This is a genomic window from Microbacterium sp. USHLN272 (genome assembly GCF_037149655.1).
Lineage (GTDB): Bacteria > Actinomycetota > Actinomycetes > Actinomycetales > Microbacteriaceae > Microbacterium > Microbacterium galbinum.
Genome location: NZ_JBBCRA010000001.1, coordinates 676197 through 693112, shown reverse-complemented (window position 1 = coordinate 693112; position 16916 = coordinate 676197). Strand labels below are relative to the sequence as shown.

The window sequence follows — 16916 nt, the reverse complement described above, 5'->3', positions numbered from 1 at the left end:
ACTGCCTGCATGTCTCCGCACGATCCTGCCAGCGCGTCCATCGACATCAAGCCCCGCAGTCGTGTCGTCACCGACGGCATCGAAGCCACGACCTCACGAGGCATGCTGCGTGCCGTCGGCATGGGCGACGAGGACTGGGAGAAGCCCCAGATCGGCATCGCCTCGAGCTGGAACGAGATCACGCCCTGCAACCTGAGTCTCGACCGGCTCGCGCAGGGTGCGAAGGAGGGCGTGCACTCGGGCGGCGGCTACCCGCTGCAGTTCGGCACGATCTCCGTCTCCGACGGCATCTCGATGGGCCACGAGGGCATGCACTTCTCGCTCGTCTCGCGCGAGGTCATCGCCGACTCGGTCGAGACGGTCATCATGGCCGAGCGCCTCGACGGAACCGTGCTGCTCGCGGGCTGCGACAAGTCCATCCCCGGCATGCTCATGGCGAGTGCGCGCCTGGGGCTGTCGAGCGTGTTCCTCTACGCCGGCTCCATCGCGCCGGGATGGGTGAAGCTCTCCGACGGCACCGAGAAGGACATCACGATCATCGACTCCTTCGAGGGCGTCGGCGCCTGTCGCGCGGGTCGCATGACGGAGGAGGACCTGAAGCGCATCGAGTGCGCCTTCGCTCCCGGAGAGGGTGCCTGCGGCGGCATGTACACCGCCAACACGATGGCCTCGGTGGCCGAGGCCCTGGGGCTCAGCCTTCCCGGCTCCGCGGCGCCGCCCTCGGCCGACCGTCGCCGTGACTACTTCGCACACCGCTCCGGCGAGGCCGTCGTCAACCTGCTGCGCCAGGGGATCACCACGAAGGACATCCTGACGAAGGAGTCGTTCGAGAACGCGATCGCCCTCGCGATGGCGCTCGGCGGTTCGACCAACGTCGTGCTGCACCTGCTGGCGATCGCTCGCGAGGCCGAGATCGACCTGAGCCTGCACGACTTCAACCGCATCGGCAGCAAGACGCCGCACGTCGCCGACATGAAGCCCTTCGGCAAGTACGTGATGAACGACGTCGACCGCCACGGCGGCATCCCCGTGATCATGAAGGCGATGCTCGACGAGGGCCTGATCCACGGCGACGCACTCACGGTCACCGGGAAGACGGTCGCCGAGAACCTGCGCGACCTCAATCCCGATCCCGTCGACGGCGACGTCATCCACACGTTCGACAACCCCATCCACGCGTCCGGAGGCATCACGATCCTGCACGGCTCGTTCGCCCCGGAGGGAGCGGTCGTGAAGTCCGCAGGCTTCGACGCCGACGTGTTCGAGGGCCCGGCGCGCGTGTTCGAGCGCGAGCGCGGAGCGATGGATGCTCTGGCGAACGGCGAGATCAACGCCGGCGACGTCGTGGTGATCCGCTACGAGGGTCCGAAGGGCGGGCCGGGCATGCGCGAGATGCTCGCGATCACCGCGGCCATCAAGGGCGCGGGACTCGGAAAAGATGTACTACTCTTGACGGACGGACGATTCTCAGGCGGCACAACCGGCCTGTGCATCGGCCACATAGCACCCGAAGCGGTGGACGCAGGTCCTATCGCCTTCGTGCGCGATGGTGATCTGATACGGGTCGATATCGCAGCTCGCTCTCTCGACCTACTCGTCGACGAGGCGGAGCTCGCCTCCCGCCGCTCTGGCTGGGAGCCGCTTCCCCCGCGCTATACCCGTGGCGTTCTTGCCAAGTACTCACGCCTCGTGCGGTCCGCCGCCGAAGGCGCGACGACGGGCTGATCCCGACTCGTTCGGCACGCAGCATCGTCGTCTCCGGCATCCGATGCCCTACAGATCACCAGAAGGAAAGTCATGACTGCTGACTCCGTCTCGGCTGTGCCGAGGCCGCCCGCCCGTCAATCCAACGCCCCCGAGATCACCGGCGCCGAGGCCGTCGTCCGTTCGCTCGAGCTGCTCGGGATCACCGACGTCTTCGGGCTTCCCGGCGGCGCGATCCTGCCCGTGTACGACCCGCTCATGGACGCGTCCGACCTGCGTCACATCCTCGTGCGGCACGAGCAGGGTGCCGGCCACGCTGCCGAGGGCTATGCATCCGCCTCCGGCAAGGTGGGCGTCTGCATCGCGACGTCCGGACCCGGAGCCACGAACCTCGTCACCGCGATCGCCGACGCCTACATGGACTCGGTGCCCCTGCTGGCGATCACCGGACAGGTGTTCTCGACGCTGATGGGAACGGATGCCTTCCAGGAGGCCGACATCGTGGGAATCACGATGCCGATCACGAAGCACTCCTTCCTGGTGAAGGACGCCGCCGACATCCCCGGCGCGATCGCCGCCGCATACGAGGTGGCATCGACCGGCCGTCCCGGTCCCGTGCTGGTCGACATCACGAAGGACGCGCAGCAGGCGATCGCGCCGTTCGTCTGGCCGCCCAAGGTCGATCTGCCCGGTTACCGCCCCGTCACCAAGGCGCACGGCAAGCAGATCCAGGCCGCAGCCGCCCTGCTCGCCGAGGCCAAGAAGCCCGTGCTCTACGTCGGCGGCGGCGTGATCCGCGGACGCGCGTCCGCCGAACTGCTCGAACTCGCCGAGTCGACCGGTGCGCCCGTCGTGACCACACTCATGGCCCGCGGTGCATTCCCCGACTCGCACCCGCAGCACCTGGGCATGCCGGGCATGCACGGCACGGTCCCGGCCGTGCTCGCGCTGCAGGAGGCCGATCTGCTGATCTCGCTCGGCGCCCGCTTCGACGACCGTGTGACCGGTAAGGCTGCGCTCTTCGCGCCGAACGCGAAGGTCGTGCACGTCGACATCGATCCCGCCGAGATCTCGAAGATCCGCATCGCGGACGTGCCGATCGTCGGCGACGTGCGCGACGTGCTCGTCGACCTCGAAGCCGCCTACCGCGGCGCGATCGGCAGCGCGAAGCCCGACACCGAGGAGTGGTGGTCGTACCTCGACGGACTCCGCAACGAGTTCCCGCTCGGCTACACGCCTCCGACCGACGGCCTGCTCGCGCCTCAGCACGTGATCCAGCGCATCGGCGAGCTGACGGGCCCCGAGGGCATCTATGCGGCCGGCGTCGGACAGCACCAGATGTGGGCGGCGCAGTTCATCAAGTACGAGCGCCCCAACGCCTGGCTCAACTCCGGCGGCGCCGGGACCATGGGGTACTCCGTGCCCGCGGCCATGGGTGCCAAGGTCGCCGAACCCGACCGCGTGGTGTGGGCGATCGACGGCGACGGATGCTTCCAGATGACCAATCAGGAGCTCGCGACCTGCGCGATCAACAACATCCCGATCAAGGTCGCGATCATCAACAACTCCTCGCTGGGCATGGTGCGCCAGTGGCAGACCCTGTTCTACGACGGGCGCCACTCCAACACCGACCTGAACACCGGGCACGGCACGGTCCGCATCCCCGACTTCGTGAAGCTCGCCGAGGCCTACGGATGCCTCGCGATCCGCGTCGAGAAGGAGGACGAGGTCGATGCGGCGATCCAGCTCGCCCTCGAGACGAACGATCGCCCCGTCGTGATCGACTTCGTCGTCAGCGCCGATTCCATGGTGTGGCCGATGGTGCCCCAGGGCGTCAGCAACAGCTACGTCCAGTACGCCCGCGAGCACGCGCCCGCATTCGACGAGGAGGACTGACCATGTCGACCCACGTGCTGAGCCTCCTGGTCGAGGACACCCCCGGCCTCCTCACCCGCGTCGCAGGGCTCTTCGCCCGGCGCGGATTCAACATCCACTCGCTCGCCGTCGGCGTGACCGAGGTGCCCGGCATCTCGCGCATCACCGTCGTCGTCGATGTCGACGAGCTGCCGCTCGAGCAGGTCACCAAGCAGCTCAACAAGCTGATCAACGTGATCAAGATCGTCGAGCTCGACTTCGCCACCTCGGTGCAGCGCGAGCACATGCTCGTGAAGGTGCGCACCGACAACGCCACCCGCTCGAACGTGATCGAGGTCGTGAACCTCTTCCGCGCCTCGGTGGTCGACTACGCCGCCGACGCGCTCGTGATCGAGGTCACGGGCGACAAGGGCAAGGTCGACGCGATGCTCCGCGCGCTCGAGCCCTTCGGCATCAAGGAGATCGCGCAGTCGGGCCTCCTCGCCATCGGCCGCGGCGGCAAGAGCATCACCGAACGCGTCCTGCGCGGCTGACCCAGACCCCCCCATCCATCCGCTCCACCGCCGTCCGGCACGGAGCGAGAAGAACCGCCACGAACAAGGAGAAACACACAGTGAGCACCGAGATCTTCTACGACGCCGACGCCGACCTGTCCCTGATCCAGGGCAAGAAGGTCGCCATCGTCGGTTACGGCTCGCAGGGCCACGCCCACGCGCAGAACCTGCGCGACTCGGGCGTCGAGGTCGCGATCGCCCTCAAGGAGGGCTCCAAGTCGGCTCCGAAGGCCGAAGAGGCCGGCTTCGCGGTCAAGACCGTCGCCGACGCCACCGCCTGGGCCGACGTCATCATGATCCTCGCGCCGGACCAGCACCAGCGCACGATCTACAGCGAGTCGATCGCCCCCAACCTGACCGCGGGCAAGACCCTCGCCTTCGCGCACGGCTTCAACATCCGCTTCGGTTACATCGATGCTCCCGAGGGCGTCGACGTGATCCTCGTCGCCCCGAAGGCGCCGGGCCACACCGTCCGTCGCGAGTTCGTCGCCGGTCGCGGCATCCCCGACATCATCGCTGTCGAGCGCGACGCCTCGGGCAAGGCCTGGGACCTCGCACTCTCGTACGCGAAGGCGATCGGCGGTACCCGTGCCGGCGTCATCAAGACGACCTTCACCGAGGAGACCGAGACCGACCTGTTCGGCGAGCAGGCCGTGCTCTGCGGTGGCGTCAGCCACCTCGTGCAGGCCGGTTTCGAGACGCTGACCGAGGCGGGCTACCAGCCGCAGATCGCGTACTTCGAGGTGCTCCACGAGCTCAAGCTCATCGTCGACCTCATGTGGGAGGGCGGCATCGCCAAGCAGCGCTGGTCGATCTCCGACACCGCCGAGTTCGGCGACTACGTCTCGGGCCCGCGCGTCATCGACGAGCGCGTCAAGGAGAGCATGAAGGGCGTGCTCGCCGACATCCAGTCGGGTGCGTTCGCGAAGCGCTTCATCGACGACCAGGACAACGGAGCCGAGGAGTTCCTGGCGCTGCGCGCCAAGGAGGAGCAGCACCCGATCGAGGTCACCGGTAAGGAGCTGCGTTCGCTCTTCGCATGGAAGCAGCAGGACGAGGACTACATCGACGGCAGCGCTGCGCGCTGATCGACCGATAGACGAGAGCGGGCGTCCCGGAAGGGGCGCCCGCTCTTTCGCGTCCGGTGGTGGTCAGGGGCGGGTGAGCTCCTCGAGCACCTCGACGACGTGGCGGTACGGCTGTCCCGTGGCGCGGGTCATCCCGATCTCGCACGTGCGGTTCGCGGAGACGAAGGCGTCGAAGCCGCCCCGATCGGCATCGGCCGCACGTACCTCCTCCGATTCGACCGCGGTCGCGCTGGCAGTGAGCTCGGGGTGCAGCATGCCCCGATCTCCGGCGAAGGCGCAGCATCCCCAGCCGTCGGGAACGAACACGTCCGTGGCGACGGCCGCTGCGATCTCGGTCAGCGCGCCGGTCGCTCCGAGCGCGGTCGTCGAGCAGGTCGGATGCACCGCCACGCTGTCGAGCTTCGCCTGAACGGTCACGCGGGGGAGCACCTCCCGAGCGATGTAGGTCGTCGCGTCCTCGATGACGAGGCCTGCGTACTCCGGATACTCGGAGACGGACTTCGCGAGCATCGTGTGGAGCCCCTCGGTGCAGGAGGCGGCATCGCACACGACCGGAAGCTCGCCGAATCGGCTCGCCTCCCAGAGGCTCGACAGCACGCGCTTCGTCATGCGGTCGTAGCCGGCGAGGTGCCCCTTCGACTTCCAGGGCGTGCCGCAGCACATTCCGCCGGCATCCTCCGGGATCGCCACGGCGATCCCGGCCCGATCGAGAAGCGCGCGGACCGCGTCCCTCGACCCCTCTCCGTGCCCCTCCGCGCCGAACATCGTGCCGATGCACGCCCCGAAGAACACGGCACGGGCGTCGGACGGGTTCTGGGCGGACGGGGCCTTCGTACCGCCGCGCGGGAGTCCGCCGTCGTAGAGAGGGACGGTATCGGATCCCAGGATCGCTCGTCCGACCCGGGTCGCGCCGGTCACGATCGGGGCGGGCAGGGCGGAGGCGAAGGTCAGCGCCGTACCGCCGACGCGCGTCACGGCGCCCCAGCCCTTCGCCGCGGCATCCCAGAGGCCGTCCTCGATCTTCGACGCTTCCTCGGCGCGCAGGCGACGGACGAGATCGCCGGTGTTGATGTCGACGGGGCACGCGACTGCGCACATGCCGTCGACCGCACAGGTCTGCACTCCGTCGTAGTCGTAGTCGGCGCGCAGGTCCTCGAGAAGCGCGGTGTCTCCCTGCTCCTCGGCCCAGGCCATGTCGCGCCGCAGTACAATGCGCTGGCGCGGGGTGAGGGTGATGCTCTTGCTCGGGCACGTCGGCTCGCAGTAGCCGCATTCGACGCACCGGTCGACCTCCTTCTCGACCGTCGGCACGCGCTTGAGGTCGCGGAGGTACGAGTCCGGGTCGTCGGAGAGCACGACGCCCGGATTGAGGATGCCGGCGGGATCGAAGAGACGCTTGATCGACCACATCATGTCGGTCAGCTCATCGCCGTACTGACGGCGGACGAACGGCGCCATGATGCGCCCCGTCCCGTGCTCCGCCTTCAGCGAGCCGCCCTGGCCGAGCACGAGCTCGACGAGGTCGTCGGTGAAGCGCCGGTAGCGCGCGACGCTGTCGGGATCGTCGAAGCGTTCGTTGAGCAGGAAGTGCACGTTGCCGTCCTTGGCGTGACCGAAGATCACCGAGCCCTCGTAGTCGTGCTCGGCGAACAGCTCGATCAGGCGCTCGCAGGTCACCAGCAGACGGTCGACCGGCACGACGATGTCCTCGAGCAGCGCGGTGGTGCCGGACGGACGTGCTCCGGCGACGGCGGTGTAGAGGCCCTTGCGCACGTGCCACAGCGCCGCGCGCTCCGAGGTGTCGGTGGTCAGCGCCGCCTCGATCGCGAGGGGGAGGTCGGCGAAGTGTGCGAGCGCGGTCGCACTGTCGATCGCCAACTGATCGGTGCTGCCGGCATGGACCTCGACGAGGAGTGCCGCGTGCTGATCGACATCGATGTCGGCGATCGCGGCGGGCACGTCGCCGAGCCCCTGCGCGACGCGGAGTGACGCGGCATCGAGGAGCTCGATCGTGGCGAGCCCGAGGTCGCCGAGCCCGGGGAGGGCGGCCATCGCATCGGAGAGCGTGGTGAACACGAGCAGGCCGGTGGCGATCGCGGGACGGATCGGGATGGTGCGGAAGCGCGCTTCGGCGACGAAGGCGAGTGTGCCCTCCGAGCCGATCACGAGGTGCTCGAGGATGCGCACCGGGGTGTCGAAGTCGAGGAGGGCGTTGATGCCGTAGCCCATCGTGTTCTTCATCGAGAACTGGCGGCGCACGAAGGCGACGTTCTCGGGGGAGGAGAGCAGCTGTGCGCGGAGGGCGAGGAGCCCCGCGGCGAGGTCGGGATCGGAGTCACGCAGGCGCTCATCGGCGTCGGGAAGTGCGGTGTCGAGGACGGTGCCGCTCGGCAGGACGAGGAGGAGAGACTCCACGGTCCGGTAGGAGTTCTCGACGATGCCGCAGGCCATGCCGCTGGAGTTGTTCGCGACGACACCCCCGATCGTGCAGGCGATCTCGCTGGCGGGGTCGGGGCCGAGCTTGCGACCGTGGCGCACCAGACGCGTGTTCACCTGGCGCACGGTGGCGCCGGGGCCGACCTGCACCGAGGCGCCGTCGTCCTCGACGCGGATGTCGCGGAATCCGCTGCGCGTGTCGACGAGGATGTCGCCGCTGACGCCCTGTCCCGAGAGGCTCGTGCCCCCGGAACGGAACGTGAGCGTGCGCCCCGCCGCGCGTACGGCCTCGAATACCCGGGCGACTCCCGCGGCGTCGGTGGGGGAGAGCACGGCATCCGGCACGAGCAGGTAGTGGGAGGCGTCGTGCGCCCGGGCGAACCGGTCGATCGAGCGGGCGTGCACCTCGGTCGACGGTCCGAGGATCGTCGGATCGAGTGGTTCGGCGAGAGTGATCGACACGGGAGGCTCCTCGGCGCTGATGGAAGATTGTCAGACAAGTGTACCGATGACCACGATCTCGCTAATCTGAGTGGGTGAACAGTCCCACGGATGCCCCGCTCGCGGTCGTCGGCGTCGTCGATGCCGTCACGTCACGGCTGCGGGATCGTATCCTGAGCGGGGACCTCCGCTCAGGCTCGGCGCTCACCGAAGCGTTCGTGTCGGAGGAGTACGCGGTCGCACGGCCGAGTGCGAAGGCCGCGATCGAGCAGCTCGTCGCCGCGGGCCTCCTCGACCGCACCGCGCACCGCAGTGCCCGTGTCGTGGCGATCGACCCGGAGACCGTGCGCGATGTCTATCGCACCCGGACGCGACTCGAGAGCGCGGCGTTGCGAGAGCTCGCCGGCACGCGCACGGTACCGGCTGCGGCGATCGCGGCGAACGCCGAGATCCAGGCGATGCCCGCGGGGCCCGATCCCGCCACGGTCGATCCCGATCTGCGCTTCCACACGGCGCTGATCGATGCCCTCGGCAGCGCTCGAACGGGCCGGATGTACCGCAGTGTGCTCGACGAGGCGCGGTTGTGCATGGCGCAGGTGCAGGGCCGTCGTCTGCTCGAGGCCGGCGTCATCGCCGCCCAGCATGCCGAGATCCTCGACGCTTTGGCGGCCGGTGAAGCAGAGCGGGCCACCGCCGTTCTCGGCATCCACCTCTCGTCGGCGCAGGAGCGTCTCGTCGACGCTCTCGGCGCGGACTGAGTGACGAATCCGGCGATCAGCTCGCCGGGGCCTCTTCGACGACGAGCGGGGCCTCCGCCGGGTCCGCCCACACCGGTGCGGGCAGCACGGTGTCGACCTGTCCGGCCTGGATCGCGCGGAGAGCCTCGGTGATCTCCTCGTCGTTCTCGGGGGCCGGGAGGCCGCAGGCGCGCAGCTCGGAGCCGAACTGGAGGGTCAGGCGGATCTTGCCGGCCTCGACCGCTTCGGCGGTGGTGCCGGTGCGGATCTCGCTGCCGGTCTGGATCGCCGACACCTCGTCGCACACGTGATAGACGGCGCCGCCGTCGACCCACACGACTTCGTCCTTGCCCAGCAGCTGGATCACCGCGGACTGATCGGCCGTGTACTGCTCGACGGAGGGCGGGTCGAAGTCGATGCCGATGAACACCGCGATCGCCGCGAGCACGATGCCGACGATGCCCGCCGTCGTCTTCTGGCCCTTGTCCATGTCCTTGTTGAGGAAGACCAGGATGATCAGGGGGAGGAACGCCACGATGGCGATGATCGCGCCGAGCTGATTCTGCACGAAGAAGCGCACGGGGTCGGATCTCCGCGCGGGATCCAGGCGATTGGCCTTCTTCCAGAGCACCGACCCGGTGATCGAGAGTGCGGCGATGACGACGAGCAGCACGAGCAGCGCGATGAACGCCCACTGCGGGAACTGCGCCGTGACGCCCTGCTCCTCGAGCAGACCGGTGTCGGGGTCGCGGACGAACGTGCCGTCCTCGCCGACGAACACGCGCTGACGGAGCAACCAGAAGATGCCGACGGCCTCACCGACGATCGCGAGGAGCCACAGCGCTCCGGCGATCCAGCGGAAGCGTGTGGCCTTCGCCTTCGCTTCGGGGGTCGGCTTCCAGTTCGCGGGCGGTTCGACACCCTCTGCATTCGTTGTGCGCTGCTCAGCCACGATGGCCCCCTCCTCGGTCGTGACGCCGAGCCTAGTGGACGAGGTGTCCTACGCTGGAGACATGACCTCCGATTCCGATGACGCCCTGAACTGGGACGGGGATGACGACGCCTCGCTCGCGCGTCCGGCTCCGGTGAGGCGCGAGAAGATCGCCGCCGAAACGCCTGCCCCCGTCGTCGCCGATCGCGTCGAGGGTCCGTCGCAGGACGCCGCGCCCCTCGGGGACGACCGAGCGGGAGAGGAAGACGAGCGTGCACCCCTGAGCACGGCGATGCTGCTCATCACGGGTGTCGTCGGTGGTGTGTACCTCCTGTACTCGATCGGCTGGGTGGTCGGTGGTCTGAGGCTCAAGCCGCTCGCCAACTTCTTCGTCGCCGACGAGATGTTCGTCCCGTGGTTCGTGCTGGCGGTCGCCGCACCCGCGCTGTGGTTCCTGGCCACGTGGGTGCTCACCCGCGGGCGGGCGTCGTGGGTGCGGGCATCCCTTCTCCTGCTCGGTGTCGTGCTCCTCGTGCCGTGGCCGTTCGTGACCGTGGGGGTGATCGGAGCATGAGCGCCGAGCAGAGCATCGACAGCACGCGCACCTCGCCCCGCTGGATCACCGGCCTCATCCTGGGGCTGGCCGGGCTGTTCTACGCCTATGCGGTGTGGAACGCCGTCGCGCACCTGATCCAGATGGCGCAGGGCGGGCTGACCGCTGGGGGGTGGATCACGCTGCTGTTCGGCGTCGTGTTCCCCGCGATCGTCTTCGTGTTCGCGTCCGCGATCGGACGTCGGCGCCGCGCGGGTGAACTCGCGCTGGCACTGCTCGCCGGCCTCGGGATCGTGGCGGTGTTCTGGCTCTGCGTGCTGTCGTTGAGCCTCGGGCTCATCGCCGCCTGACGGGCGTCACACGGTAAAGCCGAGCGATCCCCTCGGGTACAGTGGAGGAGATCGCGCCCCCGAAGGCGTGCGGCGCATCGGCCCCTATTGTGTTGCCCCGAAGGATCCACTGTGCCGAAGCCCGTAGTGCTCATCGCCGAAGTTCTCTCTCCTGCCACGATCGAGGCCCTGGGCCCGGACTTCGATGTCCGCAATGTCGACGGCACCGATCGCGAGGCGCTGTTCTCGGCGCTGTCGGAGGCGGATGCCGTGCTCGTGCGCTCGGCGACGCAGATCGATGAAGAGGCGCTGACGCACGCGCCGAAGCTGAAGGTCGTCGCCCGCGCCGGCGTCGGACTCGACAACGTCGACATCAAGGCGGCCACCGCGGCCGGCGTCATGGTCGTCAACGCGCCGACCTCCAACATCGTCTCGGCCGCCGAACTCACCGTCGGTCACATCCTCAGCCTCGCGCGCCGCATCCCCGCCGCGCACGCTTCGTTGTCGGCCGGGGCCTGGAAGCGCAGCTCCTTCACCGGAGCGGAGCTCTTCGAGAAGACCGTCGGCATCGTCGGCCTCGGCCGCATCGGCGCGCTGGTCGCCGCACGTCTGGCCGCGTTCGACATGCGCGTCGTCGCCTACGACCCCTACGTCACCTCGGCGCGTGCGCAGCAGCTCGGTGTGCAGCTCCTCTCGCTCGACGAGCTCGTCGCCGAGTCGGACTTCCTCACGATCCACATGCCGAAGACGCCCGAGACCACGGGGATGATCGGTGCGGAGCAGTTCAAGGCCATGAAGCCGACCGCCTTCGTCGTGAACGTCGCGCGTGGGGGGCTCATCGACGAGGAGGCTCTGCGCGAGGCGCTCGTCGCGGGCGAGATCGCCGGCGCCGGCCTCGACGTCTTCACGTCCGAGCCTCCGGTCGAGGGCGGGAGCGCCCACGCGCTCCTCGACCTCCCGAACGTCGTCGTCACCCCGCACCTCGGTGCCAGCACCGAGGAGGCGCAGGAGAAGGCCGGTGTCTCGGTCGCCCGCTCGGTGCGCCTCGCCCTCGGTGGCGATCTGGTGCCCGACGCGGTGAACGTCGCCGGTGGTGTCATCGACCCGTACGTGCGCCCCGGCATCTCGCTCGTCGAGAAGCTCGGCCAGATCTTCGCCGCTCTCGCGACGTCGCCGCTCACGAGCCTCGACGTCGAGGTGCACGGCGAGCTGAACGACTACGACGTGAGCGTCCTCAAGCTCGCGGCTCTCAAGGGCGTCTTCACGAACATCGTGAGCGAGACGGTGTCGTACGTCAACGCTCCGCTGCTCGCCGAGCAGCGCGGCATCGCGGTGCGTCTACTCAAGGACGATGTCAGCGCCGAGTACCGCAACGTCATCACCCTCACCGGTGCCCTCTCCGATGGTTCGCAGCTCTCGGTGTCGGGCACGCTCACCGGCCCGAAGCAGGCCGAGAAGCTGGTCGGCATCAACGACCACGCACTCGAGCTCCCGATCGAGAAGCACCACGTCGTCATGCTCTACACCGACCGTCCCGGAATCGTCGCGGTCTACGGGCAGAAGTTCGGCGAGGCCGGCATCAACATCGCCGGCATGCAGATCGCCCGCGAGGCCGCCGGTGCCCAGGCGCTGAGCGTTCTCACCCTGGACTCGCCGGTCTCCGACGAACTGCTCGACGACGTGCGCGATGCGATCGACGCCGACCTGTTCCGTCAGATCGAGATCACCGACATCTGATCACGACGGGGGATTCGAGGGCGGGGCGCGCGAGCGCCTCGCCCTTCGTCGTCGACGGGATGCCGATCACGGAGCCGTCGTGCGGAGGACGAGCGCGATCAGTGCGGAGAGTTCGTCGGGCCGGGGGACGAGATGCTCGGAGCCGTTCACGTCGAGGGAGTTGTTGAAGTAGAGGCCGTCGCTGAGCAGCATGACGAGGTCGAGCCCCGCCTGGTCGCGCACGTGCGGACGGATGGTGTCCTCCCAGCGCCTGCGCGAGTCCCGAAGGGCGTCCGCAGCGGCGACCGAGCCGCCCTGGGCGAGCCGTGAGGCGGTGACCAGCGCACGGTCGAGGGCGTCGTCCTCCATGACGGAGGTGCGGACGTAGTACGACACGGGGCCTTCGTCCGCGGCGTTCATGCGTGCGAGGTCGGCGGTCGTCAACTCCTCCAGGCGCTGCAGGAGCCCGGCGACGAGCTCGTCCTTCGATCCGAAATGGTAGAGCAGACCGCCCTTCGAGACACCGGCGGCCTTGGCTGTCGCCTCGATGGTGGCGGCCCGCTCGCCCTCGGTGAGGACGAGCTCTTCGAAGGCGTCGAGCACGCGCTCGCGGGCGAGAGGTGGTCGGGGCATCGGGTCCTCTGCTCAGTCGTCGATCAGGGCGGATTCTGTTACTATACCAGCCGGACGGTTTAGTAATGCCGCCGCAGAAAGTAAGAGGTGTGACATGACCCGGACCGCGTCGATCCCGACGGCAGGAACGGATGCCCCCCGCGTCGGAGCCCGCGGATGGGCCGCGCTCATCGTGCTGATGCTGCCGGTGCTGCTGGTTTCGGTCGACAATACGGTGCTCAGCTTCGCGCTGCCCGAGATCTCCATCGCGCTCGCGCCCTCCGGTGCCGAGCAGTTGTGGATCATCGACGTCTACCCGCTCGTGCTCGCGGGACTCCTCGTGACGATGGGAACGCTGGGCGACCGGTTCGGCCGCCGCAGGATGCTGTTGATCGGCGCGAGCGGATTCGCCGCCGTGTCGGTGCTCGCCGCCTTCGCCCCGACCGCCGGTCTGCTCATCGCCGCCCGTGCGCTGCTGGGATTCTTCGGCGCGATGCTGATGCCCTCGACTCTCTCGCTGCTGCGGTCGATCTTCGTGAACCGCGATCAGCGTCGGCTCGCGATCGCCGTGTGGGCCTCCGCGTTCTCCGCCGGCTCCGCGCTCGGACCGATCGTCGGCGGGATCCTGCTCGAGCACTTCAGCTGGGGCTCGGTGTTCCTCATCGCCGTGCCGGTGCTCATCCCGCTCCTCATCGCCGCGCCGCTGCTCGTTCCCGAGAGCCGCGACCCGAACCCCGGGCGCATCGATCTGCTCAGCATCGCCCTGTCGATGGCCGCGATGATCCCGGTCGTCTACGCGATCAAGTCGCTCGCGGTCGACGGACCATCGGTCGTCGCCGGTGCATGGGCGTCGCTCGGGGTCGTGATGGGCGTGCTGTTCGTGCGCCGCCAGCTCCGCGCCGAGATCCCGATGCTCGACATGGCGCTCTTCCGGCGCGGCACCTTCTCGGGGGCGATCCTGGTGAACCTCCTGAGTGTCGTCGCGCTCGTGGGGTTCCTGTACTTCGTGTCGCAGCATCTGCAGCTCGTGCTCGGCCTGTCGCCGATGATGGCCGGTCTGGCCCTCGTGCCCGGCATGGCCGTGATGATCGTCGCGGGGCTCGGCGTCGTACCGATCTCGCGACGCGTGGCGCCGCACCTCGTCGTGCCGATCGGTCTCGCGTTCTCGGTGGCGGGGTACCTGATCGTGGCGTTCACGACCCACGAGCACGGTGTCGCTCCGCTCATCATCGCCTTCGTGGTGCTCGGCATCGGCATCGGCGCCGCCGAGACGATCTCCAACGAGCTGATCCTCTCCAGCGCGCCGGCCGAGAAGGCGGGTGCGGCCAGCGCGGTCTCGGAGACCGCGTACGAACTCGGTGCGGTGCTCGGTACCGCGGTGCTGGGCGGCATCATCACCGCGTTCTACCGCGCTGCGATCGTGCTTCCGGCGGGGCTGCCCACCGAGACCGCGGATGCCGCGCGCGAGACGCTCGCCGGTGCCTACACCGCCTCGAACGAGCTCTCGGGCACGCTGGGCGACGAGCTGTGGCAGGCGGCGGCGGACGCCTTCGGCTCGGGTGTCTTCATCACCTCGCTCATCGGTGCGGGACTCGTCGTGGTCGCGGGCGTCATCGCCGCCGTCACACTGCGCACGCGCACCCCACGCTGACCAGTACGCTGGGGGAACCGAGCCGTCGACACCGACTCGCGGCTCGGTTCCCGAAGCAAGGAGTGTCATGTCGCGTGTCGTGAAGCTGGCCGTCATCCCGGGTGACGGCATCGGTCCCGAGGTCATCGCCGAAGCCGAGAAGGTGCTCGACGCGGTCACCGCCGAGACGGACGTGACGTTCGACAAGACCCGCTTCTCGCTCGGAGCCGCCCGGTTCCTCGAGACCGGAGACACGCTCGCCGACGACGACCTCGCCGCGATCTCCGCCCACGACGCGATCCTGCTCGGCGCGGTCGGCGGAACGCCGGGCGACCCGCGGCTCAAGAACGCGAACATCGAGCGCGGTCTGCTCCTCAAGCTCCGCTTCACGCTCGACCACTACGTGAACCTGCGCCCCTCCAAGCTCTTCACGGGCGCCGCGGGACCGCTCGCGAACCCCGGTGACATCGACTTCGTCGTCGTGCGCGAGGGCACCGAAGGTCCCTACGTCGGCAACGGGGGAGCGATCCGTCAGGGCACCCCGCACGAGATCGCCAACGAGACCTCGGTGAACACGGCGTTCGGCGTCGAGCGCGTGGTCCGCTACGCGTTCGAACTCGCGGAGCGTCGTCGCAAGAAGCTCACGCTCGTGCACAAGACGAACGTGCTCGTGCACGCCGGTGCCATCTGGCAGCGGATCGTGAACGAGGTCGCGGCCGAGCATCCCGATGTCGCGGTCGACTACCTCCACGTCGATGCCGCCACGATCTTCCTCGTGACGGATCCGGCGCGTTTCGACGTCATCGTCACCGACAACCTCTTCGGTGACATCCTCACCGATCTCGCCGGTGCCGTCACCGGCGGAATCGGACTCGCCGCCTCGGGGAACATCAATCCCTCGGGCGCCTTCCCGTCGATGTTCGAGCCGGTGCACGGTTCGGCGCCCGACATCGCGGGGCAGCAGAAGGCCGATCCGACCGCTGCGATCCTCTCGATCGCGCTGCTGCTCGACCACCTCGGCCTCACGGCCGAATCCGCACGCGTCAGCGCGGCGGTCGAGGCGGACATCGCGAGCCGTGACGGCGCGCGCACGACCGCCGAGATCGGCTCCGCGATCGCCGCACGCCTCTGATCCGCAGGCGTAGGCTGGAACCGCGCGAGGACGCGTACACCCCTCAGAACGGAACATCACCATGACGACCATCGACGCACAGGCAGCAGTGGCTCCGCTCGATTTCGCTGTGACCAAGAACCTCACCGCGGCCTCGCCCGCACGAGTCGCCGAAGTGCTGGAGAACCCCGGCTTCGGCGTCGTCTTCACCGACCACATGGTCGACATCTGCTGGTCGCTCAAGGGCGGCTGGCACCGACCGCGCGTGCAGCCCTACGGCCCGATCCCGCTCGACCCCGCGGCATCCGTGCTGCACTACGGTCAGGAGATCTTCGAGGGCATCAAGGCTTACCGCCACGCCGACGGGTCGATCCACACCTTCCGTCCCGACCGCAATGCCGCTCGCCTGCAGGCGAGCGCGCGTCGCCTCGCGCTCCCGGAGCTCCCGACCGAGTACTTCATCGAGTCGCTGCGTCAGCTCATCGCCGTCGACGGACGATGGGTGCCGTCCGGTGCCGATCAGAGCCTCTACCTCCGGCCGTTCATGTTCGCCAAGGAGGCGTTCCTCGGCGTCCGCGCCGCGCAGAAGGTGGCCTACTACGTCATCGCGAGTCCCGCGGGCGCGTACTTCACCGGGGGCGTGAAGCCCGTGCGCATCTGGCTCTCCGAGGAGCACTCCCGCGCGGGTCGCGGTGGTACGGGCAAGGCGAAGACCGGTGGGAACTACGCGTCGAGCCTCCTGCCGCAGGCGCTGGCGAGCTCGAAGGGCTGCGACCAGGTCGTCTTCCTCAACGAGAAGAACGACGTCGAGGAGCTCGGCGGCATGAACGTGGTGTTCGTGTTCAAGGACGGCCGCATCGTCACCCCCGAGTCCGACAGCATCCTCGACGGCATCACGCGCGACTCGCTGCTGCAGCTCGCCGAGGACCGTGGGTACACGGTCGAGCGCCGGGCGATCTCGATCGACGAGTGGCGCGAGGGCGTCGCCTCGGGCGACATCACCGAGGTGTTCGCGTGCGGCACGGCCGCCGTCGTCACCCCGATCGGTGCGCTCGTGGGCGAGGGCTTCGATGAGCCCCAGCCGATCGGCGATCTCGCGCTGTCGCTGCGCGAAGAGCTCACCGACATCCAGTACGGGCGCCGCGAGGACCGCCACGGCTGGTTGCTGCGTCTCGACGCCTGACCGCTCACACGCCACC

The 16916-nt window shown here is 68.7% G+C and carries 14 protein-coding genes; 11 read left to right on the top strand and 3 right to left on the bottom strand.

From position 1 onward, the window contains the following. The first annotated feature begins 9 nt into the window (after positions 1 to 9). The 4 genes from ilvD to ilvC all read left to right on the top strand — a co-directional run bounded on the left by ilvD (position 10) and on the right by ilvC (position 5221). Positions 10 to 1725, top strand: coding sequence for a dihydroxy-acid dehydratase (gene ilvD / locus WFJ97_RS03485; protein ID WP_247622669.1), 1716 nt, complete (start codon positions 10 to 12; stop codon positions 1723 to 1725). 72 nt (positions 1726 to 1797) lie between these two features. Continuing rightward, complete coding sequence (locus WFJ97_RS03480; protein WP_247622668.1) at positions 1798 to 3600, top strand: acetolactate synthase large subunit; 1803 nt, start codon at positions 1798 to 1800, stop codon at positions 3598 to 3600. A gap of 2 nt (positions 3601 to 3602) precedes the next feature. Then, entirely contained in the window at positions 3603 to 4112 is a 510-nt protein-coding gene (gene ilvN, locus WFJ97_RS03475; protein WP_247622667.1) for an acetolactate synthase small subunit, read from the top strand. 80 nt (positions 4113 to 4192) lie between these two features. Then, entirely contained in the window at positions 4193 to 5221 is a 1029-nt protein-coding gene (ilvC, locus tag WFJ97_RS03470) for a ketol-acid reductoisomerase (RefSeq protein WP_247622666.1), read from the top strand. A gap of 63 nt (positions 5222 to 5284) precedes the next feature. Here the strand turns inward: ilvC and WFJ97_RS03465 are convergent, their stop codons facing one another. Further along, on the bottom strand, positions 5285 to 8119 hold the full coding sequence (locus WFJ97_RS03465; protein ID WP_336640489.1) for an FAD-binding and (Fe-S)-binding domain-containing protein: 2835 nt from the start codon (positions 8117 to 8119) through the stop codon (positions 5285 to 5287). A 74-nt stretch (positions 8120 to 8193) separates the two neighbouring features. On the opposite strand from WFJ97_RS03465, the gene WFJ97_RS03460 reads away from it, so the two are divergent. Next, the gene (locus WFJ97_RS03460; protein WP_336640488.1) at positions 8194 to 8856 is read left to right on the top strand and encodes a GntR family transcriptional regulator; all 663 of its coding nucleotides are present in this window, start codon (positions 8194 to 8196) and stop codon (positions 8854 to 8856) included. A 16-nt stretch (positions 8857 to 8872) separates the two neighbouring features. On the opposite strand, the gene WFJ97_RS03455 is transcribed toward WFJ97_RS03460, so the two are convergent. After that, positions 8873 to 9787, bottom strand: a complete 915-nt coding sequence (locus WFJ97_RS03455; RefSeq protein WP_336640487.1) for a hypothetical protein — start codon at positions 9785 to 9787, stop codon at positions 8873 to 8875. Positions 9788 to 9848: 61 nt separating this feature from the next. On the opposite strand from WFJ97_RS03455, the gene WFJ97_RS03450 reads away from it, so the two are divergent. The 3 genes from WFJ97_RS03450 (at position 9849) to serA (ending at position 12385) form a co-directional block, all read left to right on the top strand. Then, complete coding sequence (locus WFJ97_RS03450) at positions 9849 to 10340, top strand: hypothetical protein (protein WP_336640486.1); 492 nt, start codon at positions 9849 to 9851, stop codon at positions 10338 to 10340. Then, positions 10337 to 10669 (top strand): hypothetical protein, encoded by a 333-nt coding sequence (locus WFJ97_RS03445; protein ID WP_336640485.1) that lies wholly within the window; start codon positions 10337 to 10339, stop codon positions 10667 to 10669. The genes WFJ97_RS03450 and WFJ97_RS03445 overlap by 4 nt, the downstream gene beginning before the upstream one ends. A 111-nt stretch (positions 10670 to 10780) precedes the next feature. Further along, the gene (gene serA / locus WFJ97_RS03440) at positions 10781 to 12385 is read left to right on the top strand and encodes a phosphoglycerate dehydrogenase (RefSeq protein WP_247622660.1); all 1605 of its coding nucleotides are present in this window, start codon (positions 10781 to 10783) and stop codon (positions 12383 to 12385) included. Between the two features lie 66 nt (positions 12386 to 12451). Here the strand turns inward: serA and WFJ97_RS03435 are convergent, their stop codons facing one another. Further along, complete coding sequence (locus tag WFJ97_RS03435; protein ID WP_247622659.1) at positions 12452 to 12997, bottom strand: TetR/AcrR family transcriptional regulator; 546 nt, start codon at positions 12995 to 12997, stop codon at positions 12452 to 12454. A gap of 94 nt (positions 12998 to 13091) precedes the next feature. On the opposite strand from WFJ97_RS03435, the gene WFJ97_RS03430 reads away from it, so the two are divergent. The 3 genes from WFJ97_RS03430 (at position 13092) to WFJ97_RS03420 (ending at position 16900) form a co-directional block, all read left to right on the top strand. Then, entirely contained in the window at positions 13092 to 14627 is a 1536-nt protein-coding gene (locus WFJ97_RS03430; protein WP_336640484.1) for an MFS transporter, read from the top strand. A gap of 67 nt (positions 14628 to 14694) precedes the next feature. Next, positions 14695 to 15738, top strand: coding sequence for a 3-isopropylmalate dehydrogenase (locus tag WFJ97_RS03425; RefSeq protein WP_336640483.1), 1044 nt, complete (start codon positions 14695 to 14697; stop codon positions 15736 to 15738). 61 nt (positions 15739 to 15799) lie between these two features. Next, positions 15800 to 16900, top strand: a complete 1101-nt coding sequence (locus WFJ97_RS03420; protein ID WP_336640482.1) for a branched-chain amino acid aminotransferase — start codon at positions 15800 to 15802, stop codon at positions 16898 to 16900. Positions 16901 to 16916: the final 16 nt, after the last annotated feature.

Coding starts and splice junctions, on each gene's coding strand:
- ilvD (WP_247622669.1), top strand. CDS start 10: ATGTCTCCGCACGATCCTGCCAGCGCGTCCATCGACATCAAGCCCCGC.
- WFJ97_RS03480 (WP_247622668.1), top strand. CDS start 1,798: ATGACTGCTGACTCCGTCTCGGCTGTGCCGAGGCCGCCCGCCCGTCAA.
- ilvN (WP_247622667.1), top strand. CDS start 3,603: ATGTCGACCCACGTGCTGAGCCTCCTGGTCGAGGACACCCCCGGCCTC.
- WFJ97_RS03450 (WP_336640486.1), top strand. CDS start 9,849: ATGACCTCCGATTCCGATGACGCCCTGAACTGGGACGGGGATGACGAC.
- WFJ97_RS03445 (WP_336640485.1), top strand. CDS start 10,337: ATGAGCGCCGAGCAGAGCATCGACAGCACGCGCACCTCGCCCCGCTGG.
- WFJ97_RS03435 (WP_247622659.1), bottom strand. CDS start 12,997: ATGCCCCGACCACCTCTCGCCCGCGAGCGCGTGCTCGACGCCTTCGAA.
- WFJ97_RS03430 (WP_336640484.1), top strand. CDS start 13,092: ATGACCCGGACCGCGTCGATCCCGACGGCAGGAACGGATGCCCCCCGC.
- WFJ97_RS03425 (WP_336640483.1), top strand. CDS start 14,695: ATGTCGCGTGTCGTGAAGCTGGCCGTCATCCCGGGTGACGGCATCGGT.
- WFJ97_RS03420 (WP_336640482.1), top strand. CDS start 15,800: ATGACGACCATCGACGCACAGGCAGCAGTGGCTCCGCTCGATTTCGCT.